The organism is Gordonibacter pamelaeae (genome assembly GCF_003340385.1).
Taxonomy (GTDB): Bacteria; Actinomycetota; Coriobacteriia; order Coriobacteriales; family Eggerthellaceae; genus Gordonibacter; species Gordonibacter pamelaeae.
On sequence record NZ_PPTS01000005.1, the window covers coordinates 281,182 to 302,330 of the forward strand.

Annotated in this window: 18 protein-coding genes; 11 read left to right on the top strand and 7 right to left on the bottom strand. The window is 67.3% G+C overall.

Features of this window, described 5'->3' with window-relative positions; genetic code table 11:
* Positions 1 to 5: 5 nt before the first annotated feature.
* A complete protein-coding gene (locus C1877_RS09790) occupies positions 6 to 629 on the bottom strand; it encodes a GNAT family N-acetyltransferase (RefSeq protein WP_220149908.1) in 624 nt (207 codons plus the stop codon).
* 358 nt (positions 630 to 987) lie between these two features.
* On the opposite strand from C1877_RS09790, the gene C1877_RS09795 reads away from it, so the two are divergent.
* The 5 genes from C1877_RS09795 to C1877_RS09815 all read left to right on the top strand — a co-directional run bounded on the left by C1877_RS09795 (position 988) and on the right by C1877_RS09815 (position 8,398).
* Positions 988 to 2,121 (top strand): serine hydrolase, encoded by a 1,134-nt coding sequence (locus C1877_RS09795; RefSeq protein WP_114569055.1) that lies wholly within the window; start codon positions 988 to 990, stop codon positions 2,119 to 2,121.
* A gap of 9 nt (positions 2,122 to 2,130) precedes the next feature.
* Positions 2,131 to 3,363, top strand: coding sequence for a coiled-coil domain-containing protein (locus tag C1877_RS09800; protein ID WP_114569056.1), 1,233 nt, complete (start codon positions 2,131 to 2,133; stop codon positions 3,361 to 3,363).
* Between the two features lie 514 nt (positions 3,364 to 3,877).
* Positions 3,878 to 4,939: a phenylalanine--tRNA ligase subunit alpha gene (pheS, locus tag C1877_RS09805; RefSeq protein ID WP_114569057.1), complete on the top strand. Its 1,062-nt coding sequence runs from the start codon at positions 3,878 to 3,880 to the stop codon at positions 4,937 to 4,939.
* 13 nt (positions 4,940 to 4,952) lie between these two features.
* A complete protein-coding gene (gene pheT / locus C1877_RS09810) occupies positions 4,953 to 7,430 on the top strand; it encodes a phenylalanine--tRNA ligase subunit beta (RefSeq protein WP_114569058.1) in 2,478 nt (825 codons plus the stop codon).
* A gap of 104 nt (positions 7,431 to 7,534) precedes the next feature.
* Positions 7,535 to 8,398, top strand: coding sequence for a DegV family protein (locus C1877_RS09815; protein ID WP_041238683.1), 864 nt, complete (start codon positions 7,535 to 7,537; stop codon positions 8,396 to 8,398).
* 77 nt (positions 8,399 to 8,475) lie between these two features.
* Here the strand turns inward: C1877_RS09815 and C1877_RS15350 are convergent, their stop codons facing one another.
* Both C1877_RS15350 and C1877_RS09820 read right to left on the bottom strand, forming a co-directional pair.
* Positions 8,476 to 8,616 (bottom strand): hypothetical protein, encoded by a 141-nt coding sequence (locus C1877_RS15350; RefSeq protein WP_015538646.1) that lies wholly within the window; start codon positions 8,614 to 8,616, stop codon positions 8,476 to 8,478.
* Positions 8,617 to 8,640: 24 nt separating this feature from the next.
* Complete coding sequence (locus C1877_RS09820; RefSeq protein WP_015538645.1) at positions 8,641 to 9,303, bottom strand: hypothetical protein; 663 nt, start codon at positions 9,301 to 9,303, stop codon at positions 8,641 to 8,643.
* A gap of 159 nt (positions 9,304 to 9,462) precedes the next feature.
* Here C1877_RS09820 and C1877_RS09825 point away from each other — a divergent pair, with 159 nt between their 5' ends.
* From C1877_RS09825 to C1877_RS09835, 3 genes are all read left to right on the top strand, one after another.
* Positions 9,463 to 10,347 carry a methionyl aminopeptidase gene (locus C1877_RS09825; RefSeq protein ID WP_015538644.1) on the top strand — a complete coding sequence of 295 codons (885 nt, stop codon included), beginning with the start codon at positions 9,463 to 9,465 and terminating at the stop codon, positions 10,345 to 10,347.
* A 91-nt stretch (positions 10,348 to 10,438) separates the two neighbouring features.
* Positions 10,439 to 11,158, top strand: a complete 720-nt coding sequence (locus C1877_RS09830; RefSeq protein ID WP_147274541.1) for a TVP38/TMEM64 family protein — start codon at positions 10,439 to 10,441, stop codon at positions 11,156 to 11,158.
* A 346-nt stretch (positions 11,159 to 11,504) separates the two neighbouring features.
* Positions 11,505 to 12,377 carry a hypothetical protein gene (locus C1877_RS09835; RefSeq protein ID WP_015538643.1) on the top strand — a complete coding sequence of 291 codons (873 nt, stop codon included), beginning with the start codon at positions 11,505 to 11,507 and terminating at the stop codon, positions 12,375 to 12,377.
* 316 nt (positions 12,378 to 12,693) lie between these two features.
* Here the strand turns inward: C1877_RS09835 and C1877_RS09845 are convergent, their stop codons facing one another.
* From C1877_RS09845 to C1877_RS09855, 3 genes are all read right to left on the bottom strand, one after another.
* Positions 12,694 to 13,122 carry an FKBP-type peptidyl-prolyl cis-trans isomerase gene (locus C1877_RS09845; RefSeq protein WP_015538641.1) on the bottom strand — a complete coding sequence of 143 codons (429 nt, stop codon included), beginning with the start codon at positions 13,120 to 13,122 and terminating at the stop codon, positions 12,694 to 12,696.
* A gap of 189 nt (positions 13,123 to 13,311) precedes the next feature.
* Positions 13,312 to 13,746 (bottom strand): FKBP-type peptidyl-prolyl cis-trans isomerase, encoded by a 435-nt coding sequence (locus C1877_RS09850; protein WP_041238679.1) that lies wholly within the window; start codon positions 13,744 to 13,746, stop codon positions 13,312 to 13,314.
* Positions 13,747 to 13,849: 103 nt separating this feature from the next.
* Entirely contained in the window at positions 13,850 to 15,163 is a 1,314-nt protein-coding gene (locus tag C1877_RS09855) for a glutamate-cysteine ligase family protein (RefSeq protein WP_015538640.1), read from the bottom strand.
* 128 nt (positions 15,164 to 15,291) lie between these two features.
* On the opposite strand from C1877_RS09855, the gene C1877_RS09860 reads away from it, so the two are divergent.
* The 3 genes from C1877_RS09860 to C1877_RS09870 all read left to right on the top strand — a co-directional run bounded on the left by C1877_RS09860 (position 15,292) and on the right by C1877_RS09870 (position 19,506).
* Positions 15,292 to 17,139, top strand: a complete 1,848-nt coding sequence (locus tag C1877_RS09860) for a polysaccharide biosynthesis protein (RefSeq protein ID WP_041238678.1) — start codon at positions 15,292 to 15,294, stop codon at positions 17,137 to 17,139.
* A gap of 235 nt (positions 17,140 to 17,374) precedes the next feature.
* A complete protein-coding gene (locus tag C1877_RS09865; protein WP_181813828.1) occupies positions 17,375 to 18,448 on the top strand; it encodes an NB-ARC domain-containing protein in 1,074 nt (357 codons plus the stop codon).
* Complete coding sequence (locus C1877_RS09870) at positions 18,433 to 19,506, top strand: hypothetical protein (RefSeq protein WP_147274542.1); 1,074 nt, start codon at positions 18,433 to 18,435, stop codon at positions 19,504 to 19,506. Before C1877_RS09865 ends, C1877_RS09870 begins: the two co-directional genes overlap by 16 nt.
* On the opposite strand, the gene C1877_RS09875 is transcribed toward C1877_RS09870, so the two are convergent.
* Positions 19,475 to 21,149: hypothetical protein (locus C1877_RS09875; protein ID WP_220149909.1), on the bottom strand; the 1,675-nt coding region annotated here is incomplete at its 5' end. The genes C1877_RS09870 and C1877_RS09875 overlap by 32 nt on opposite strands.

Here is a 21,149-nt window from a genome sequence, read left to right on the forward strand (position 1 = left end):
GGTTCCTAAGCGCGCTGACGCTGCGCGGCGGCCGCGGCGTTCGCGCGGTCCAGCACGCCGTCCACGGCGGCGGCGTCGCGGCACAGCAGGGCGGGGAACGGGACGGGCGCCTCGGGTGCGGGGTCGAAGGCCGCCAGGGGCAGGGAGAGCCAGGCCACGTCGCGCCAGGCGCCGCAGGTGTAGCCGGCGTTGCGCTGGATGCCCATGAGCTGGAAGCCGAACGCCTCGTGCAGGCGCTCGCTGGCCGCGTTCGGCAACGTGACGCGCGCGTAGGCGCATTTCATGCCCTGCAGGCGCACGAGCTCGATCAGGGCTCCGTAAAGCGCGCTACCCAGCCCGGCACCTTGGGCCCCGGGGGCCAGGTACACCGACAGCTCGGCGTTCCAGGCGTAGGCCGCCCGCTCGGCCTGGGCGTGCGCGTAGGCATAGCCCATCACGCATCCGTCCTGCTCGGCCACGAGGTACGGGTAGCCGGCGAGCACGCCTGCGACCCGCTCGCGGAACGCTTCGGCCGAGGGCGTCTCTTCCTCGAACGTGACGGGCGTGTCCACGAAGGGCGCGTACACGGCGAGGATGGCGTCCGCGTCGTCGGCGGTTGCAAGGCGTATGCGGGCGGGAGCGGGTCTCACGTGATGCCTTTCCGGTGGGGCGGGAGGGGGCATTGTCCTGCCTATACTACCACGGAGCCGTTGCCGTCGCCCATGGCAGGGCGGTGCAGGTGCCGGCCAAGAGGGGCCGCCCTCTCTCGGAAGCGCCTTCGCGAGGGAGCGAAAGCGCTGGTGATGACAAGCGTTTAACCCCCTTTTCCCCTCGGGGAGACCATGCGAACAGACCGTGGCGCTGTTGTGTTGTTCGGTTGCGTCGTCTTGTCGTTGCCCGGCTGTTACGGAATACTCGGTGGGGAAAACGGCAGAAAAGCCGTCACGGAAAGCGCGCGTTCGAAGCGCGGCCGGGGTTGCGGCAGAAAGAATGCGGAACGGCGAGGCGATGGGGAAGGGCTCGGGCATACGGCGGCTGCGCCGACGGATAAGGCACCTGCCGACGTGGTCGAAGGCGGCCGCGCTCGCGCTCGTGGGCGTCGTGGCCTTCTTCGGCGTGGCGATCGGGATGGGGGCCGCCGCCGAGCGCCCCGAGGAACCGGTCGCGTCGCTGGACGTTGCCGACGCCGCTCCGGACCTTCCCGTCGCCGTGGCGGACGAAGCGGCCCAGCCGCCCGACACGGCGTCGGCGTCGGCGCCCGCGGCGGGCGCCGTGGCGCCGGCGGTGCTCGATGGGGCGTCCGGCACGGCGGACGTCAACCTCTTCGACGCCTCGGGGGCCCAGCGTGCCGTCGACCCGTCCGAGGTGCCCGCCGTGGCCGCGGCGCTCGAGGCGTTCCGCAGCGCGGGCTGCAACGCCGGCTTCGTCGTGTACGATTTCGCCTCCCAGCGCGGCCTTGGCTGCAACGCCGACGCAGCCTTCTCCTCGGCGAGCACCATCAAGGCGCCGTTCGTCACGTACGTGGCCCAGGCCCTGGTCGACGAGGGAGGGGCGGCGCTCGACGACGAGGTCTTCGAGGACACGGTCACGGAGGGCACGGGCATCATGGCCTCAGACGGCCAGAGCACCTACGACCTGGCCACGGTGCTCACGGATACCATCGTCTACTCCGACAACACCGGCTATGCGCTGCTCCGCAACCGATACAGCGAGGGCTTCGAGGCGTGGGCGGCGGCGGCCGGCGTGGACGCTGCGGCCTGGGGTGGCGAGTGGTATCCCTCCTACACGCCGCGCGAGCTGGCGAAACTCTGGCTTGGTGTGGGCGGGTACCTTAGGAGCGGGGGCGGCCAGGCCTCCTTCTGCGAAGGGCTGCTCGCGCAGACCGGCACCTCGTTCATCCGCGAGGTGCTCGGGTCCGACCACCAGGTGCTCTCGAAGGCCGGCTACGAGATCGACACGCCCCTGTACGACATGGGCGCGCTCAACGACGCGGGTATCGTCAGGTCCGCCGCCGGCGACTACCTGGTAGCCGTCATGTCGGACGCCGACTACGATGACGCGTACTTCACCGACAACGAACCGCTCATCCTGAACCTGATCGCCGCGCTCGACGAAGCGCACGACCGGCTGCTCGCAGCCTAAGGACCCTCCATGAACCCGAACGCGCACCCGACCGTGACCGTGCCGACCGCCGAAGGCGGGGCCCCGCAGCGCCGTCGCCCTGCGGCCCTGCTTGCCGCACGCGCGGTGCTGGGCTGCCTGCTGGCGGCGCTTCTGGCCTGCGGGCTTGTTCCCTTCGCGCCGCGGGCGGCAGGGGCCGACGAGGTCGATGAGGCCGCCGTGGCCGAGGCCGAGCGCGCCGTGGAGGAGGCCCAGGGCGCGCTCGACGGCGCCGAGTCAAACCGTCAGGGCATCGCGGCCGACCACGAGGCGCTCGTCAAAGAGGTCGCCGACCTGCAGAAACGCATCGACGAGACCACGGCCCAGGCCCTGGAGGCCCAGCAGGAGGTTATCGACGGGCGCGCGGCCCTGGCCAAGGCGGCGGTCTATGAGTACCGCGGGGGCTCGGCCCAGTCGCTCGTCAAGCTACTGCTGGAGGCGGAGAGCTTCGACGAGCTCGTGCGCAACCTGGTCTACCTTTCGAGCGTGGTGCAGTACCAGGTGGACGAGGTCGAGGCGCAGAAGGAGCGTTCGGCCCGCTTCGATGCGCTCATGGAGGACCTGAACGCGCAGAAGGACGAGCAGGACCGAAAGCTGGCCGAACTCGAGGAGAAGAAGGTCCAGGCCGAGCAGACGGTGTCCGATGCCTCCACGAAGCTGCAGGGGGCGCAGGGCGAGTACGCCTCGATGGTCGAGGAGCTGCAGCGCAAGATCGAGGAGGCGGAGGCCCAGGGCTCCGCGCCTGCCGAGCCGGTGGCCGTCGACGAGTCGAACACGAACACGGTGCGCCCCGGCGACCAGATGACGGATGTCGCGCCCGATCCGTCGCCCTCCCCGGCGCCCGACGGCGGCTCGGGGTCCGACCCGGCGCCGGAGCCCGCGCCCGATCCCGGCGCCGGCTGGTCCACGGGAATCGCCTCGGCATACGGCGGCTCCACCGACCCCTACACGCCCAATCCCGGCACCACGGCCACGGGCGCCGTGTGCGACGACTGGTCCATGGGCGTGGCCGTGCCCATGGCGTGGCCACGGTACTGGCAGTACTACGGGCGCACCGTCGAGATCTCCTACGGCGGCATGACGGTGCTCGCCACCGTGAACGACTGCGGCTACATGGGCGGCGGCAGCCGCGTGCTCGACCTGCAGCCCGGCGTGTGGAAGGCGTTCGGCTTCTCGTCGTGCAACGACTGGGGCCTGCGCACCGTGAGCTACCGCTTCCTGTAGGGGCGTGGCAAAAAGCCCCGATGTGACAAAAGCCCGGGCGGAGTCACGGAGATGATGTCATGTTGCGTGTGACGATGTCGCATTCCCCGGCCTCGTTTTGTGCTAAACTGCAACGTTACATGCGATGACGAAGACAGCGCCGTGCGGCGCGGTTGCCATCAGAGACGGGTGCCACCGGCTGAGAGCACCCGGGCGACCGGTGCGGCGATTCCCTTCCGAGCAGCGCGTTTGAACGCGGATGCGGCCCGGCGGCAGCGGGGCGGCAAGACGTGCAGTAGGGCGCGACGGGTGCTCCCGTTACCGAGCGCAAGAGCGGGCGGCCACGGCCGCGCGCCCGTTCCGCCGCAGGCGGAGGGGCGTGCAGCTGAGGCGCGCCAACCGAGGTGGTACCGCGAGAGCCTTCTCTCGTCCTTGGACCGGGGCCGTGCCCCACACGACAAGGACGAGAGAAGGCTCTTTTTCATTGCGCCGGCTGCGGCGGGCGCGGGGAGAGACGGAAAGGAAGCACGAGGACATGGGTATCGTGGACGAAGTGGCGGCGCTGCGCGAGCAGACGCTCGCCCGCATCGCGGAGGCGGCCGACACCGCCGCGCTCGAGCAGGTGCGTATCGGCGTGCTGGGCAAGGCCGGCACGCTGACGGGCCATCTGCGCAGCATGGGGCAGGTGCCGAAGGAGGAGCGCGCGGCCGTCGGCAAAACGGTTAACGAGGTGCGCGAGGCGGTGGAGGCTGCTCTCGCCGCGCGCAAGGCGGCCCTCGATGCCGCCGAGCTGGCCGCGGCCATCGACGCGGCGGCCGTGGACGTGACGCTGCCGGGCCGCGCCCAGCAGATGGGCACGCGCCACCTCATCAACCGCATCACCGACGAGATCTCCGAGATATTCCTCGGCCTGGGCTACACGGTGGCCGAGGGCCCCGAGGTGGAGACCGACTACTACAACTTCGAGGCGCTCAACGCCCCGGCCGACCATCCCAGCCGCAGCCTGGCCGACACGTTCTACGTGGTGGACCGCTCCGGCGACGAGGCCGCGGTGCGCGGCGAGTCCGACGTGCTCCTGCGCACGCAGACCTCGGGCGTGCAGGTGCACGCGATGGAGGACAACGAGCTTCCCATCTTCGTCATCGCGCCCGGCAAGGTGTATCGCCGCGACGTGGCCGACCCCTCCCACCTGCCCCAGTTCACGCAGATCGAGGGCCTGGTGGTGGACGAGGGCATCACGTTCGGCGACCTGAAGGGCACGCTCGACTACCTGTGCAAGCAGCTGTTCGGCGAGGAGCGCAAAACGCGGTTCCGCGCCCACTACTTCCCGTTCACGGAGCCGTCGGCCGAGGTGGACGTGAGCTGCGGCATCTGCCACGGCGAGGGCTGCCGGTTCTGCAAGGGCACCGGCTGGCTGGAGATCCTCGGCTGCGGCATGGTGGATCCGAACGTGCTGTCCATGTCCGGCATCGACCCCGAGAAGTACTCCGGATTCGCGTTCGGCATGGGGGTGGAGCGCATCGCCTGCCTGAAGTACAACGTCCCCGACCTGCGCATGCTGGTCGAAGGCGACATGAGATTCCTCCGTCAGTTCTAAGGAGCCGCAAGCTATGAAAGTATCTTTGAAGTGGTTGAGTGAATACGTGGACGTGCCGGCGGACACGAAGGCGTTCTGCGATCGGCTCGATCTGACGGGCACGGGCGTCGAGGCGGTGGAGAGGACCGGTGCGGCGCTCGACGGCGTGGTCGTGGGGCACGTGCTCACCTGCGAGCAGCACCCGGACAGCGACCACATGCACGTGGTCACGGTGGACGTGGGCGCGGGCGAGCCCGTGCAGATCGTGTGCGGTGCGCCGAACATCGCGGCGGGCATCAAGGTGCCGGTGGCCTGCGTGGGCGCGGTGCTGCCGGGCGATCTCAAGATCAAGAAGTCGAAGCTGCGCGGCGTTCCCAGCTGCGGCATGTGCTGTTCGCAGCGCGAGCTGGGGATGGGCGGCGACCACGCGGGCATCTGGGTGCTTCCCGAGGACGCGCCCGTGGGCGTGCCCATCGCCGACTACGCGCAGCTTGCCGACACGGTGCTCGACCTGGAGATCACGCCGAACCGCCCCGACTGCCTCTCCATGGTGGGCATGGCGCGCGAGGTGGGTGCCATGTACCGCACCGACTACGAGAGCCCGCTTGCCGGTATGGCGGGCAAGCTCGCGCTGGACGCCTCAGCGGCGCCCGTCGACGAGACGGTGAAGATCACCATCGAGGACGCGGCGCGCTGCCCGCGCTACACCGCGCGTGTCATCCGCGGGGTCAAGGTGGGCCCGAGCCCCGACTGGATGGTCGAGCGCCTGGCCGCTATCGGCCAGCGCTCCATCAACAACATCGTGGACGTGACGAACTACATCCTGTTCCTGTTCGGCCAGCCTCTGCACGCCTTCGACCTGGACAAGCTCAAGAACGCGGACGGCGTGGCGCACATCGTGGTGCGCGCGGCCGCCGAAGGCGAGCGCCTGACCACGCTCGACGGCGAGGATCGCGCGCTCACGCCCGACATGACGGTCATCTCCACGCCGGAGCTCGGCGCCGTGGCGCTCGCAGGCGTCATGGGCGGCCTGGATACCGAGGTCACGGACGGGACGGTGGACATCCTGCTGGAGGCCGCCACGTTCGAACCGGGCCGCACGAGCCGCACGAGCCGCAACCTGGGCCTGTTCAGCGAGAGCTCCATGCGCTACGAGCGCGGCGTGGACGACCACGGCATCGAAGAGCGCTCGGCCGCGGCCGCCGCGCTCATGGTGGAGGTGGCCGGGGGCACGGTGAGCGCCGCCGCCGGCAACGGCGCTGGCATCGTGGACGAGTGGCCGGCGCCCTCGACGGCGCCCGACCTGCGCTTCCGCGTGCCGCGCTTCTGCGCCATGATGGGAGCGGACATCCCGCGCGCCGACATCGAGGACATCCTGCGCCGCCTGGGCTGCACGGTGGCCGACGATCCGGCGGGCGATGCGGGCGTGCTGGCCGTGGGCGCGCCCACGTTCCGCCCGGACCTCGAGCGCGAGATCGACCTGTACGAGGAGGTGCTGCGCCTGTGGGGCATGGACCGCATCCCGGCCACGCTGCCCGGCGGCCCCGGCCGCGTGGGCACGCGCTCGCAGATGGAGCACGTCATGGACACGGTGAACGCCGTCATGCGCGCGAGCGGCCTCAACGAGACGATGACCTACTCGTTCGCCGAGCCGGGCGACCTCGACCGCCTGCGCATGCCGCACGAGGGGCTGGGCGAGCCGGTCGAGCTCATCAACCCCCTCAACGCCGACCAGTCCGTCATGCGCCAGAGCATCGTGCCCGGCCTTTTGCGCAGCGTGGCGTACAACCAGAGCCGCGGCGTGAAGAACGTCCAGCTCTACGAGGCGGGCGCCGTGTTCTTCGCGGCCGAGGGGCGCAAGCAGCCCAAGGAGCGCCGCCGTCTGGCGGGCGTGTTGGCGGGCGCCATGGGCGAGGCGGGCTGGAACGCCGCGCCGGCCCCGTTCGACTTCTTCGACGGCAAGGGCGTCGTCGAGAGCCTGGCGCGCGAGCTGGCGCTGCCGAAGCTGCGCTTCAAGGCGCTCTCCGCCGACGAGGCCCCGCACCTGCAGCCCGGGCGAGCCGCCGTGGTGCTCGCGGGCGGCGCGGAGCTGGGCTGGGTGGGCGAGCTGCACCCGCTGGCCGTGGCCGCCTTCGAGGCGGATGCGCCGGTGGTGGCGTTCGAGCTGGACGTGGAGGCGCTTGCCAAGGCGTCGCGTCCCGCGCGCGACTACCGCGACGTGCCCACGTTCCCGGCCGTGTCCATGGATGTGGCGTTCGTCGTGGACGAGGGCGTTGCGCACGAGAAGCTCGTGCAGTGCATGGCCTCGGCGGGCGGGAAGCTCTTGGAGGACGCGCGCCTGTTCGACGTGTACCGCGACGAGGAGCGCGTGGGCGCGGGCAAGAAGTCGATGGCCTACGCGCTCACGTACCGCGCGGCCGACCGCACGCTCACGAGCGACGAGGTGGACAAGGCTCATGAGCGGTTGGTGAAGAAGGTGTGCGCGGCCACCGGCGCCGAGGTGCGCGGCTAGCCGATCGGCCATAATGGTAGGGTAAGCAAGAGGGACGGGATTCGGGGCCCGTCTGCATCGGGCGACGGGGGAATCCCGTCGCCTGCTGTCTGGGAGGGCAACAGGTGGAAAAGAGCATCGCAGTCGCGACGGACACGAACAGCGGCATCATGCAGGAAGAGGCCGAACGGCTGGGCGTTCACGTGGTGCCCATGCCCTTCGTCGTGGACGGGGAGGAGTGCTTGGAGGGCGTGAACCTGGACGCCGAGCGCTTCTACGAGCGCCAGATCGCGGGCGCCGACATCGTCACGTCGCAGCCGTCCATCGTCGATCTGGGCAAGCGTTGGGCCGAGCTGCTCGAAGCGTACGACGAGGTGGTCTACATCCCCATGTCCAGCGGCCTGTCCGGCTCGTGCGAGACGGCGTGCCAGGTGGCCGCGCACTGCAACGGGCGCGTGCACGTGGTGGACAACCAGCGCATCTCGGTCACGCAGCGCGAGGCGGTGCTCGACGCGCTGCGTTGGATCGGCGAGGGCCGCACGGCGGCCGAGACGTGCGCGCTGCTGGAAAGCACGAAGTTGGACGCCAGCATCTACCTCATGGTGGACACGATGGCCTACCTGCACAAGAGCGGTCGCATCACGCCGGCCGCCGCGGCCATCGGGTCCGTGCTCAAGATCAAGCCGGTGCTCCAGATCCAGGGCGAGAAGCTCGATGCCTTCTCGGTTGCCAAGTCGTTCAAGGCCGCGAAGCGCACCATGGTCAAGGCGCTCTCGCGCGACGTGAGGGAGCGCTTCGGCGGCGTGGACGGCGTGCACCTCTACGTGGCGCATACGAACCGCGACGAGGACGCCCAGGCGTTTGCCGACGAGGTGCGCGCCCACTTCGGCACGGACGACGTCTACGTCGACCGCCTCCCCTTGAGCATCGCCTGCCACGTGGGCCCCGGCGCCCTGGGCATCGGCTGCGCCAAGCGCCAGTTCGCGTAGGGCTGCAGGTTGCCGGCTGCCCTTCTTAACGGGTTTCGCGCATTGGCGCAGGCCGAGGGTTCCTTTTCTGCGGCCTGTCAGCTCGGTGGAGCGTCCGCTGCATCGAAGATGCCGATGGCTTCCAGCAGGCTCTGGTCCTGGGAGGCCAGCACGCCCTCGCGCGTGTAGACGGTGAGCATGTAGGAGGTAAAGCTGTACGCGGCCGATTCTCCCTGCATCTGCTGGCTCCAAGCGCTCAGGCACTACAGGATGCCGGTGCTCCCGGCCGGACAGTTCCCGATGCGGGCGACGATGCGCCGGTCGAAGCGATGGTTCTCTTCCACGGTGCGGGACAGCTCGTCTTCGAGGCCGGCCGCCTCCAGCAGCGAAGCGCATACGGCCTCTGCCTCATCCTCGCCGGCGAGCGGGGCCATGATGCCCATGCCCGCGGCCTGCGGGCGCCTTCCCTCCAGCATGAGCTCGGGCGACGTCTCGCTCCCGCCCACGGTGAAGAACAGGCGCGTCGTGGAGCCGGCGGGTGAGCAGGGCGTTTCGGCGGAAACGCCCTCCCAGGCACCCGTGGGAACTCCCCTCTCGTGCTTGAACCCGAGCCCCTCCAACGTGGAAGGGATCTGGGTCGGGTCGAGCGAGAGGATGGCTTCAAGGTCGTAGGGCGAGCCGACCGAGGCAGGATCGGGGCAGGGCGCTGCTGCCAGGGCTTCGTCGCAGGTGCCCCGCGACGCGGAGAGGCCTTTCCCGGCATCGAGCCCTTGGTCGTGCGCTTCCTCGTCGAATGCATCGGCGGTGAAGGGGATGCTCTCATCGGCGGGCCCTTGCGAGGGGGCGGCGCATCCGGCGATGGCCGTGCAGGCGAGGGCTATCGCCGCGCACCGGGCGATGGTGGTCGGGCGACGCTGGTTCGGCATGGGGCGTCCTTTCCGGTTCGGCCTTTCGGCGCGCCATCGGGGGGACGGCGCCTACCTTCTATACACGATCCAGACGGTCGAATTGTCGGGACTTTCCTTCCGCCCGCTGCCGCTCGCGGCGGTGCGCGGTACAATAGCCCGCGAGCGAAAGGAAACCGCATGTATGACGGAGTGGAGCAGCCCGGTCGCAACGACGTATGCTGGTGCGGCAGCGGGCGCAAGTACAAGAAATGCCACCTGGTCTTCGACGAGCGCCTCGAGCAGCTGTACGAACAGGGGTGCGAGCTGCCCGAGCGCGGGCTGTTGAAGTCGGCGGACGACATCGAGGGCATCAAGCGCAGCGCGGCCATCAACATCGGCGTGCTCGACCACGTGGCTGGGCGCATCGGCGTGGGCACCACGACGGGCGAGATAGACCGCTGGGTGCACGACTACACGGTGGAGCATGGCGGCATCCCGGCCGACCTGGGCTACGAGGGGTATCCGAAGAGCGTGTGCACGTCCGTGAACGACGAGGTCTGCCACGGCATCCCCTCCGACGACGTCGTGCTGCGCGAGGGCGACATCGTGAACGTGGACTGCTCGACCATCCTGGACGGGTACTACTCCGACTCGTCGCGCATGTTCTGCCTGGGCGAGGTGTCCGAGGACCGGCGGCGCCTGGTGGACGAGACGAAGAAGGCGCTGGAGGCCGGTCTGGCTGCCGTGAGGCCGTGGGGCTTCCTGGGCGACGTGGGCGCGGCCGTGAGCGCTCACGCGAAGTCATGCGGCTTCTCGGTGGTGCGCGAGTTCGGCGGCCACGGCATCGGCCTCGACTTCCACGAGGACCCGTTCGTGAGCCATGTGGCCGAGGCGGGTACGGGCATGGTGCTGGTGCCGGGCCTCGTGTTCACCATCGAGCCCATGGTGAACGCCGGCGGCCCCGACATCGACATGGGCGATCCGAACGGCTGGACCGTGCGCACGGCCGACGGCTCCGATACGGCGCAGTGGGAGGTCCAGGTGGCCGTGACCGAGGACGGATACGAGGTGCTGTCCTGGTAGGGACGGCGGTGCGGGGCTAGCGTGCGGAACCGTTTCCCGCCCGTTGACGGGCGGCGGCCTTCCGCGCTTTCCCGGGGCGCACAATCTGCCCATGGAAAAGAACACTCCCAAGGACGCGGGGCGGCAGCGCATAGGGCGCGTTGTCGCGATCGCCGTGATCGCGCTGGTGGCTGCGTCCATCGCCTGGTGGCTGCTCGTGTACGGGCGCGACGTGCTCGCGCTGCTCACCGACGGGCGCCGGGTGCAGGAGCAGGCCGCGCGCCTCGGGCCGCTGGCCCCGGTGGCCTTGGCGGGACTCGTGGCGGTGCAGCAGCTGTCGGCCGTGCTGCCGGCCGAGCCGCTCGAGCTGGCCGCAGGGTACGCCTTCGGCTTCTGGAAGGGGGCGCTCGTCTGCTTCGCGGGCAGCCTCGTGGGCGCCGTTGCCATCATCGTGCTCGTGCGCCTCGTGGGCGACCGGGCCCTCGCGCTCTTCCTCTCGCGCAGGCGGCTGGACGACCTGGAGCGCTTCGCGGCCTCGCCGCGCTTCGAGCTCATCCTGTTCGTGTACTTCCTCGTGCCCGGGCTGCCGAAGGATCTCATGACGTACGCGGCCGCGCTCGCCCGCGTGAGGCCCTTGCGCATCCTGCTCATCACCTCCGTCGGCCGCGTGCCGTCCATCGCGGCGTCGGTGCTGGCCTCGTCGCTGGCCGCCGACGGGGACTGGCGCGCCGCCGGGGCGGTGCTGGCCGGCATCGTCGCCCTCGTGCTTGCAGGCGCGGCCGTGTATGCGCGCGCCAGGACGCGTCATCGCTCCCGTTCGCAAAGTTCCTAGCATTTAAAACAAATGTTCGTAAAAATATGCTATACTGCTAGCGAAACGAAGGAGCCAGTGCAAGCGCTGTTTCGTCCGCCGCGGCAGAAGGCGGGCGCAGCCCATAGATGGCGGCGGTGTTCCGCGCCGCCCGTACCACGCTTGCAAGATCCTCCCAGCCCAGGAACCGAAGGGAAGCGAGGTGTCTTGCCATGTTCGCATGCGCGTCTACGGCAGGGTGCGCGAAGGCGGCCGCGAGAGCCCGTCACGGGGATGATCCCTTGAAAGCAGGGCCGCCTGTTGCCGTGCCCAGCACGGTGTGCTTCGAGGGCGATGCGTGGCCGTGCCGTACCGAGGGGAGGCTGCCATGAGCGGTGGGAGCCTGTGGGAGCGCGAGCGCCTGCGTCCGCGCGACCTGCCCAGCCTCCAGGAGCTGCTCGGCGCATGCGACCGGGCCCTGCTGCGGCGCGTGATCATCGAGGATTTCGCCGAAGGCCATGCCTGCGCCGACAGGGCACGTCGCGAGGCGATGGCGCAGCGGCTCGATGGCTCGCTCGATGCCATGGCCTCCCTCCAGGTGCGGCGCGGGCCGACGAAGGGCTGGGTGCTGGCCCCGCGCGAGTCGTACGTGCTCGACGCCCGAGGAAGCACCCTGGCGTGGCGGCTCCACGCCGCCCTCGTGCCTTTGCTCGACGTGGCCGCAGCAGAGCGCCTCGTTCGTGCCGCGCAGGTGCCTGCGACTTCGTATGCCCAGGCGAAAAAGGCCGACAAGCGCCTGCGATTCCTTGCGCTGCGCGCGGCGGACGAGAAGGGCGGCGCAGGCGACGTGGACGACTGGGGCGAGCGCTGCTATGCGCTCGCACCGTGGGAGGAAACGCTTGGGTGCAAGGTGTGGCTCGGCGGGGATTGGTGCTGCCGCGAGCGCTACCGCGTGCTCGCAAGCGCGTTCTGGGAGCTCACGTTCTACGGGTTCGAGTATGACCTGGTTCGCGCGCGCACCGCCTGCGAGAAGGCCGCGCGGTTGACGGGCGGGCCCGATCCGGCAGGCGAGGAGGCCGAAGCCCGCAGCGCGGCGCCCTCCGGAGGCTTGGCGTCCGCTTGCGGCCTGCAGCCGCCCGACCGCTTCACGGTCGAGGCGCTCGGCCGCCTTGCCCGGCGCGTCGCCGTGCTGAACCACCAGGCCCACTGCGCCTTCTTCGAGCAGATGCTCGATTTGGCGCGCCGCATGGAGAGGGGGTGAGCGGCATGGACGTCCTGCAGCTGTCGCACGCAGGGAGCGTGCGGACCCTCTGCCGGCTGATCCAGGGGATGGATCGGCCGGTCGTGGTCGCAGACGGGACCGACGAGGTCATGGTCGTGCTGTCCCCGTCCGCTTTCGAGGGCGTGCTGCTGCGAGGCGGGCGGGGAGGACGAGCCGGCCGCAGCGCGTTTGGGAGCGGTTGCGCCCCGGAGGGCCGCGCCGAGGACGCTTGCGGATGCGGAACAGGCCGTCTTTCAGAATGACGGAAGGCGCCCTTGGGCGCCTTCCGTGGTTGCCGTTCTATCAGAGGGCGGCGTTAGCCGGCGACCTCCACCAGCGTGATCTCGAAGTTCAGGTCCTTGCCTGCCAGCTCGTGGTTCATGTCGAACGTGACGATGCCGTCCTCGATGGCCTCCACGAACACGGGGAACGACTGGCCGGCCGGGCCGCGCATGTACACGGTCTGCCCCACGGGAAGCTGGTCGCCGTTGGGGATCTGGCTCACGGGCACCTTCTGCACCATCTCCTCGCGGCGCTCGCCGTACGCCTCGGCGGCGGGGATGTGCACGGTCTTGGTCTCGCCCTGCTCCATGTCCTTCACCGCTGCGTCGAAGCCGGGGATCATCTGGCCGGCGGCGCAGGTGAACTCGATGGGCTCGCCGCGATCGACTGACGAGTCGAACTTCGTGCCGTCGTCCAGCGTGCCCGTGTAGTGGACCTTGACCTTCTTGCCTTCGTTGCTCATGAACGAGCTCCTCTCGATTTGAAACAAAGTGCATCCAGTCTACCCCACCGCGGAACGCGGCTCCTCCGCTGGATGCAAACCCTCTCCAAGTTGCCACAAGTCCGTCAAGGGGACGCCTGCGCCATCGCGATGGGATGGCTTCGCGGCCGTGCCGTGCGCCGACCTCTCCGTAAGCGCGATGCTCGGGCCCTAGCGGCTCGGCAGCTCGGCCACGTCCAGCAGCGTCATCTCGAAGTTGAGCGCCTTCGCAATGGCCTCGTGGTTCAGGTCGAACACGGCCTTCTCGTCCGTGAGCTCCACGAGCCTGGCCGGGTAGGTCTGGCCCGTGGGGTCCTCCAGGTTCACCATCTCGCCCACCACGAGCTTCACCGAGGCGGGTATCTTCGCGCGCTCCACCTCCATCACGCGTTCTTCGGTGCGCTCCTCGTAGGCCTCGTTCGCGCCCACGTGCACCTGCCGCGTCTCGCCTACGGCCATGCCCCGAACGGTGTCGATGAACGCCGGCGGCATCCATCCGTCCAGGCACGGGAACTCGATGGGCTGCTCCGTCTGGTCGATGAACACGGAGCCGTCGTCAAAGAACCCCTTGTACGCCACCTTCACCATCTTGCCCGTGTTGTCCACGTCGGGCCTCCTCTTCTCGTGTCGTTCGCCCACATGCCGGAAGGCCGGCCGTCCGGCCGTTGCGGTGCCGCGGCTTTCGCGGCTTCGGGATGCGGGCGGCGGTTTAGTCCTTGCCCTCGGCCAGGTCGGCCAGCGTGACGCGCTGTGCTGCCAGCTGTGCGAGCGGTTCCAGGAAGTCCTGCTCGTCCGCCGCGAGGCCCCGCCGCGCCAACGCCATCATCTCGTCGACCAGCTCGGCCACGGGCCTTCCGTACACCTCGGCCTCGTATCCTGCGGCCATGAGCGCATCCTTGGCCGCCTCCACGGCCGCGCCGTCCACGCCTTCGAACAACGCGTCGAGCGCATCGAGGTTCTCCACGTGGTAGAACAGCCCTTTGATCAGCGCCGCGTACGCCACCACGTAGGGCACGGGCATCGCGTCGGCCGGCCTGATCTCTATATAGGTCTTCAGGCGCACGTCGTTGAAGAACATGGACACGGCGTGCTCCACCTCGGCGCGTGTCATGGTGCGCTCGGCGTATATCTCGCCGAACGTGCGCTCGGAGTAGCACCACTGCTCCTTGCGGCACGGTATGAGGATGGCCGGCGTGTCCAAAAGGTACTCCGCATAGCGGCGCAGGTCGAAGCCCGGGTCCATCACGCCGGGCACCAGGCCGCAGCGGTCGGGGTCGCAGTACCGCCAGATCTCGGTGCGCACCAGCTCGTGGGTGCGCGGCGCTCCCTCGAAAACCGGCGCGTTGTCGCAGACGAGCGAGAACAGCGGCACGAGCGCGAACGCCAACCGCAGCTTGCGCAGGCAGTCCGCCGTCGACCAGTAGTCTATCGACACCTGGGTCGACGCGCTGCCCCGCATCATGCGCGGCCCGAACGGCCCCTTCTCGCCCAAGTACAGGTTCATGAACTTGTAGCGCCGCTTGGGGATGAGCTCCAGGTCGAGCGCCTTGGCGGAGGGGTGGTAGCCCACCGTGAGCGCGCGCTCGCCGTGGGGTGCCAGCACGTCGTCCAGCGTGCGCTCGAACCGCTCGAACGTCGCGCGTGCGTCCTCGAGGCTCGCGAACGGGCCTGCCGAGAGCTCCACCTGCGCCGCCGGCTCGATGGTCACGGCCTCGCCGGGCCGCGCCACGCCCAAAAGGTCTCCCTCCGGGTCGCGCGTCGTGCGGGGGAACTCGGCTTCCAGCTGGCCCAGCAGCCATTCCACGCCGTAGGGCCCGCTGTACGCCACGGGGCTCATATCGTCGTGCACGAGGGTGTGCTCCAGCTCGATGCCCAGCTCGCCGGCTGTCCCGGCCGGCGTGATGCCGCTCTCGAAATAGGCTACGATGGCGTCGATGTTACTTGCGCGAGCAGGCTGGCCGCCGGAGGTTTCCGGCCCTTCGTTGGTCGCGGCGGATGCGTCCGCGACGGCTGTTTTATTCATGTAGCAGGCTCCTGTAAAGCATTGGTCCGTGCAAGGTTACGTTACTTTGTATACAATACCCTTTTGGTTGCCGCGCTTGTCGGCAAAATGGCATCAATTCGCTTTTCCACTCGGGGACGAGGCTGCGCTTGGACGCTCATATCACAAAAAGAACAGCGGTCCTGCTGCTGCTCGACATCGTTGCGACATACGCCGCCTACTGGCTCGCATCCTTGCTCACCGCCGTCGAGGACGAGGTCTTCGTCAACAACGAGATCTACTTCATGCTGGGCATCCTGGCGCTTATCAACGTGGCGGTGCTCGGCCTGTTCCGCCTCTACAACAACCTGTGGGAGTACGCGAGCGTCGACGAGGCCATCCAGATCATGCTCGCGGTGGTGCTCTCCACGCTCATCGGCGCCGTGTTCCTGTGGATCATCGACGTGCGCCTGCCCATCCGCGTGTTCTTCGTCTCGTGCTTCCTGCTTATATTCTTCATGGGGGGCATACGCCTGGTATTCCGCGTCATGCGCCAGAAGAAGCGCGTTCTGGGGTCGGCGCAGCGCGCCTGCGACCGGCCGCGCACGCTCATCGTGGGCGCGGGGGAGACGGGCTCGCTCGCCATCGGCCGCATGGCCTCGAAGGACCCGCTCATGCCCGGCGTGGCCATCGTGGCCACTGACGACGACGCCTCGAAGCGCGGCAGCCGTATCCACGGCGTGAAGGTGGCCGGCACCACGGACGACATCGTGGAGCTGGTTGATCGCTACGACATCGAGCAGATCGTCGTGGCCATCCCCTCGGCCTCGCTCGAGGAGCGCAAGCGCATCTACGGCGAGTGCACGAAGACCGAGTGCAAGCTGCGCACGCTGCCCAACATACGCGAGCTCTCGCTCGACGAGATAGGCGACGTGCGGCTGCGCGACGTGGACGTGGCCGACCTCCTGGGCCGCGAGGAGATCATCCTGAACACCCGCGCCGTGTCCGGCTACATCGCCGGCGAGTGCGTGCTGGTCACGGGCGGCGGCGGCTCCATCGGCAGCGAGCTCTGCCGGCAGCTGTGCCGCGTGGCGCCCGCGCGCATCGTCATCTTCGATATCTACGAGAACGACGCCTACATGCTGCGCAACGAGCTGCTGTCCGAGTACGACGACATCGAGATAGTCATCGAGATCGGCAGCGTGTGCGACGAGTCCCGCGTGGCCGAGGTGTTCGCGAAGTACCGCCCTGGCGCCGTGTTCCATGCCGCGGCCCACAAGCACGTGCCGCTCATGGAAGCGTGCCCGCGCGAGGCGCTTCACAATAACGTGTTCGGCACCTTGAACGTGGTGAAGGCGGCCGACGCGTTCGGCGCCGCGCGCTTCATCTTCATCTCCACCGACAAGGCCGTGAACCCCACGAGCGTCATGGGCGCCACGAAGCGCATGGGCGAGATGGTGATGCAGCTGTACGCGCGCACGTCCAAGACCGTGTTCTCCGCCGTGCGCTTCGGCAATGTGCTGGGCTCGAACGGCAGCGTCATCCCCGTGTTCCAGCGCCAGATAGCCGCCGGCGGCCCCGTGACGGTCACGCACCCCGAAATCGAGCGCTTCTTCATGACCATCCCCGAGGCGTCGCGCCTGGTCATCCAGGCGGGCGGCATGGCGCATGGCGGCGAGATATTCATCCTCGACATGGGCGAGCCCGTGAAGATCGTCGAGCTGGCGAAGGGTCTCATCCAGCTGCAGGGCCTCGTGCCCGACGTGGACGTGAAGATCACGTTCACGGGCCTGCGCGACGGCGAGAAGATGTACGAGGAGCTGCTCATGGACGAGGAGAGCACGCTTCCCACCGACAACAAGTCCATCATGATATCCACCGGCCAGGAGATCAGCTACGACGAGGTGGCCGCCAAGCTCGGCGAGCTGGAAGCCGCCATCGGCAAGTCGGACGAGGAAGCCGTCCACATCCTGGAGTCCGCCGTCCCCACCTACCACCACACGAAGAACTGCGCGTAGGCTCACCCGATGGGGCCGGCGGTTGCCTGCAGCCTCCTTATACGGATGGTTCTGCCTTGGGCGTTTGCGGAGGAGCGGTGCGCGAAGCCGGGCGGGGAAAAATTCGCAGGACGGATTTGCGCCATAGCGCACGCTAGACGCTAAACTATACGAGACGGCAATGCTGCGTTGCGCCGTATGGTGCGGGCAAGGTGTTCGAGAGGGTTTTTCTGACGGGGTAAGGCGAGGTGGGGCAGTGGCGGTCGTCTCGGCATCGAACGAAGCAATCGGCCTTTTCGTGAACTCGCCTGTTTTCCAGGTTAACGTGGGCCAGGGTGCGGCGGTTGCTTCTCTTCCAAGGGAGCTGCCTCCAGCATGCGCGCACTTCGTGGACAGAAGCGCGGAGCGCGGTCTGCTGGAGGATGCGTGTGCGGACTCTGCCTCGACTAAGGTGGTTGTCGTTGACGGGATCCCTGGTGTCGGCAAGTCTGCCCTGGTGAAAAAGTGGGGAAACGAGAAACGGATCGATCATTTCTCCGACGGGCAGATCTACCTCGATTTCGCCGCCTCGGAAGAAGGAGGCGCCTCTCCGGTGGCCGATATGCTCCGATCCAAGCTTTCCCAAATGATCGGCCCCGATGCCGTGTCCCGTACGCGTCCTTCAGATCTGCCCGCCCAATACCGCAGCTTCACCTGCGACAAAAGCATCCTCGTGGTTTTGGAGAACGTGTCCAGCTATGCGGAGATAGAGCCCTTCGTTCCGAATTCGCCGTCCTCGCTCGTACTCGCCACAAGCTCGAGAACCGATATCGATTCGCTCGAAACCGAGATCACCCATGTTTCTCTCGGCGAACTGGACGTGGACGATTCGCTCGACCTTTTCGTCCGAGTTGCGTACGGTTTGTCGGGCGAGGAGGTGCAGCAAGTCCTTCCGCATGACGAGGTGGAGGAGATCCATTCGGTGCTCGAGCATTGCCTCGGGCTTCCCTTGGCCATACGGGCCTGTGCAAGCATCTTACGGCGGAAGCGCGTCTCGTCGGCGAAGGAGCTGCACCGAAAGCTCATGCGCTCCGAACAAGACGTTTTCCGCTGCCGAGAGATGGACGAGGTATGGCGAGAGTGTTGCAAGGCCCTCGATCCGCGCTGTCTGGACGCCGCACTCGGGTTCGCAGCGCTTCCGGTTCCGACGGCTTCCCTTGGAACGCTTGCCGCCATATGGGGTACCGACCCTTCCGGAGCGAGGTCCATCGTGGAGGAGCTTCACTGCTTCGGGTTCGTCTCTCTCGACTCTCCTGTGGCGTCGGAGATGCTTCCTTGTCGAGTGAGGTGACGCTTCTTCGCGTTATCCGGGCATACCTGCAGGCTCAGATGCTCGGGGATGGGTCTCTTGGCGAGGTTCAAGAAAGCGTCCATGCCTTGCTGCTCTCCCATTTCCGGGTGTTGTCCCAAGAGTTGGATCATTCTTTGAAGCCCGCGCGCCTTCGCCTGTACGACCGGATTCCCTCGAACGATCTGGTGCGCGATATTCTCAAGGGGAGGACGGAATTCGAGGTGTTCGAATCCGAGTCCGGTCTCTTGGGCGCTGTTCCCCAGATCATAAATGCGCACCAAGGCGTCGTGGGGGATGCTTGGGCAATCGGCGATGCGCTCTGGTCCTTCTATAGCGGAACCTTTCGTTATCAAGCAGGATCCGAGCTGTTCTCGGCTTGCTCGCGTTCTGCTCGGCAGGCAGGAAACATACTTGCAGCCTCGCGCTTGACGGTTATGTCGTCGGGTATGGAGGCAAAGCTCGGCAAGGCCGCCGAGGCGCTCGGTTCCATCGATGCCGCCATTGTCGAATGCGCGCCGCTGGGCAGGCTCGATGTTATGTGCATGTTCCACGAGTTCCGCGGAATCTGCCTGGCTGAGCTGGGATGCGAAGGCGATGCGGTAGCCGAGTTCACGTATGCCCGCGCTGGCAACGAGTCGCTGGGCAACAAGCGCGGATGCTCCATCCAAGACCTTCTTCTCTCCCGAACGTATCGGAGGTTCGGAAAAGCGGAAGAGGCTGAAAAGGCTGCGCGCCGTTCATTGGACGAGGTCGACAAGAACCGCGATCGGCACACGTATGCGAAAAGTGCGCAGGAGCTCTGCTTCGCATTGCGTTCGGCAGGGAAGCACGGGGAAGCGCTTGCGTATGGGAAAGACGCTGCCGAGATCTTTGCGGAGCTGGGTGAATATCGGCGGGCTCACGACACGCTGTTCGCGATAGCCGAGTCACTCCATGCCCTGGCGGATGACGATGATGCAGAAGCCTTCGCCGGGGAGGTCCGCGATTATTACGAACGCGTCGGGCTTTCTGCGGAATACGAGCAGGTTAGCCGCTTTCTGGAATCCTTGCACACCTGATTACCGATTCGCCGACAGTGTAGAGGGTCTTGCCCATGCGGTACGTTCCGCGGAAGTCGCCTTGTACGAGGCAGTAGGCGAGAATCGCTGCGAGTACGTTCCGGTCGGCATGTGCTGGTACCTTGAACGGAACCTGCGTTCCATTTCTGTCTGACAACTGGCCCGATGAGCCTTGTTGGAAATAGGCGCATCGGGCAAAGGGGCTGGCATCTTGCCACCATCCGGCGGCGTCGCGGTTCTCGAGCACTAGGCAAGAGGCCGATTGGACCAGTCGGTAGTTCCTCTCTGCGGAAGACGCCACGAGCAGGGTCGAGTCGGACCGAATGCCCGAAGGGCCTACGGAGGAGGGCGTTCTTCTCATGTCGACGACCGTATCGGAGGTGCGGGCGAAGCCGACCCAGAAGGAAAGCGGCTTGCAAGTTCTTGGAATCGGCGGCTCCAAGGCCAGGGGCAGCACGGCGGTGCTCGACGGCTCCAGGCCGATCAGACGGTAAGCCAGCACGGCAAGCCTTTCCATGGAGCTTCCGACATAGGAGAAGGCGGCGTTCGGTCGCTTTTGCGCGCCGCGGCTCGCTTGCCTGCAGGTTGTTTCTGCGAATTCGGCGATCTCACGAGCCGTTTCAACTGCCTTATTCGAGCCCATGGCCTGCACGATTGCCAGGTCGCCGTTAAGCGCGTCTTCGGGATAGCTCAAAAGGCAGGTGGGGGTTCCCAGCATGCTCGCATAGGTTGATACGGATCCGTGGTCCCCCGCCAGACAGTCGGCTGCGACCAAGGTCGCCTGCCAGCCGCTCTCGAAAGGGATGAGCTTCAGCCCGCCTGCAAGGGCGTCTCTTAGCCAGGTCTCTATTTGCCAGGGCCCGTGTCCCATCCATATGTTCGGATGGAGGATCGCCGCGATGGCGAATTCGTCGGCAGGGAGCAGGGAAAGGAGCTCGGAGAACATCTGCGGGCGTGCCGAGAAAGCCGAAAGCCTACCCCATGTCGAGGAGAGCACGACCAATTTCCTGTCTCCGATGTCGAGCGCATCCCTGAACTCGTCCCGACGGTGTCTCGCTTGGAGCATGGAGTCGAATACGGGGTCTCCCAGCACCTCCGTCTGGCAGCGGTCTCCGAACACGCGGGCCTCGTCTTCCGAGACCAATCCCACTATGCGGGGGAGGATGGTTCCGGGCCCTTCGTCGAGCCAGTTCGAGTGCGCCGTGTTCGCCCCGGCAACGGATCGGACGCTATTGTGCCCGACACCGTGGGAAAGCATGATGATGGGTGCTTTGATCTCGGGCAACGGGTCGAGAGCGCTTTCGATGAGAGCGAGGTCGTACGTTTCCAGCACGGCGTTCTTCCAGGGGACGAAGGGAAGCCCCCTCTTGTTTATGGCAAGCTCGAGCTCGTTCGAGAAAACCGACCGAGGTTCGGATACAGTGAAAAGAACCTGAATCCTCGGATCAGAGAAGAGGTGCCTTGCCAAATCCGCCGATCTGACAAGGGTGGTAGGACTTCTGACCATTACGAGCACGGTTTTCTCGAACGCTACGGTCCTCGGTCCTCCTCCGGGTTTCAGCAGCGGCGAGGGGGGCTTCGAACAGTCGTCGGGGGGGGGGGGGGTTTTTTGTTCTCCTTTAAGATGTTTGTTTGGAAAAGGG

What these genes read in the sequence shown, in the direction of transcription:
- C1877_RS09795 (WP_114569055.1), top strand. Translation starts at nt 988, where the DNA reads ATGGGGAAGGGCTCGGGCATACGGCGGCTGCGCCGACGGATAAGGCAC.
- C1877_RS09800 (WP_114569056.1), top strand. Translation starts at nt 2,131, where the DNA reads ATGAACCCGAACGCGCACCCGACCGTGACCGTGCCGACCGCCGAAGGC.
- pheS (WP_114569057.1), top strand. Translation starts at nt 3,878, where the DNA reads ATGGGTATCGTGGACGAAGTGGCGGCGCTGCGCGAGCAGACGCTCGCC.
- pheT (WP_114569058.1), top strand. Translation starts at nt 4,953, where the DNA reads ATGAAAGTATCTTTGAAGTGGTTGAGTGAATACGTGGACGTGCCGGCG.
- C1877_RS15350 (WP_015538646.1), bottom strand. Translation starts at nt 8,616, where the DNA reads ATGCAGGGAGAATCGGCCGCGTACAGCTTTACCTCCTACATGCTCACC.
- C1877_RS09820 (WP_015538645.1), bottom strand. Translation starts at nt 9,303, where the DNA reads ATGCCGAACCAGCGTCGCCCGACCACCATCGCCCGGTGCGCGGCGATA.
- C1877_RS09825 (WP_015538644.1), top strand. Translation starts at nt 9,463, where the DNA reads ATGTATGACGGAGTGGAGCAGCCCGGTCGCAACGACGTATGCTGGTGC.
- C1877_RS09830 (WP_147274541.1), top strand. Translation starts at nt 10,439, where the DNA reads ATGGAAAAGAACACTCCCAAGGACGCGGGGCGGCAGCGCATAGGGCGC.
- C1877_RS09835 (WP_015538643.1), top strand. Translation starts at nt 11,505, where the DNA reads ATGAGCGGTGGGAGCCTGTGGGAGCGCGAGCGCCTGCGTCCGCGCGAC.
- C1877_RS09845 (WP_015538641.1), bottom strand. Translation starts at nt 13,122, where the DNA reads ATGAGCAACGAAGGCAAGAAGGTCAAGGTCCACTACACGGGCACGCTG.
- C1877_RS09855 (WP_015538640.1), bottom strand. Translation starts at nt 15,163, where the DNA reads ATGAATAAAACAGCCGTCGCGGACGCATCCGCCGCGACCAACGAAGGG.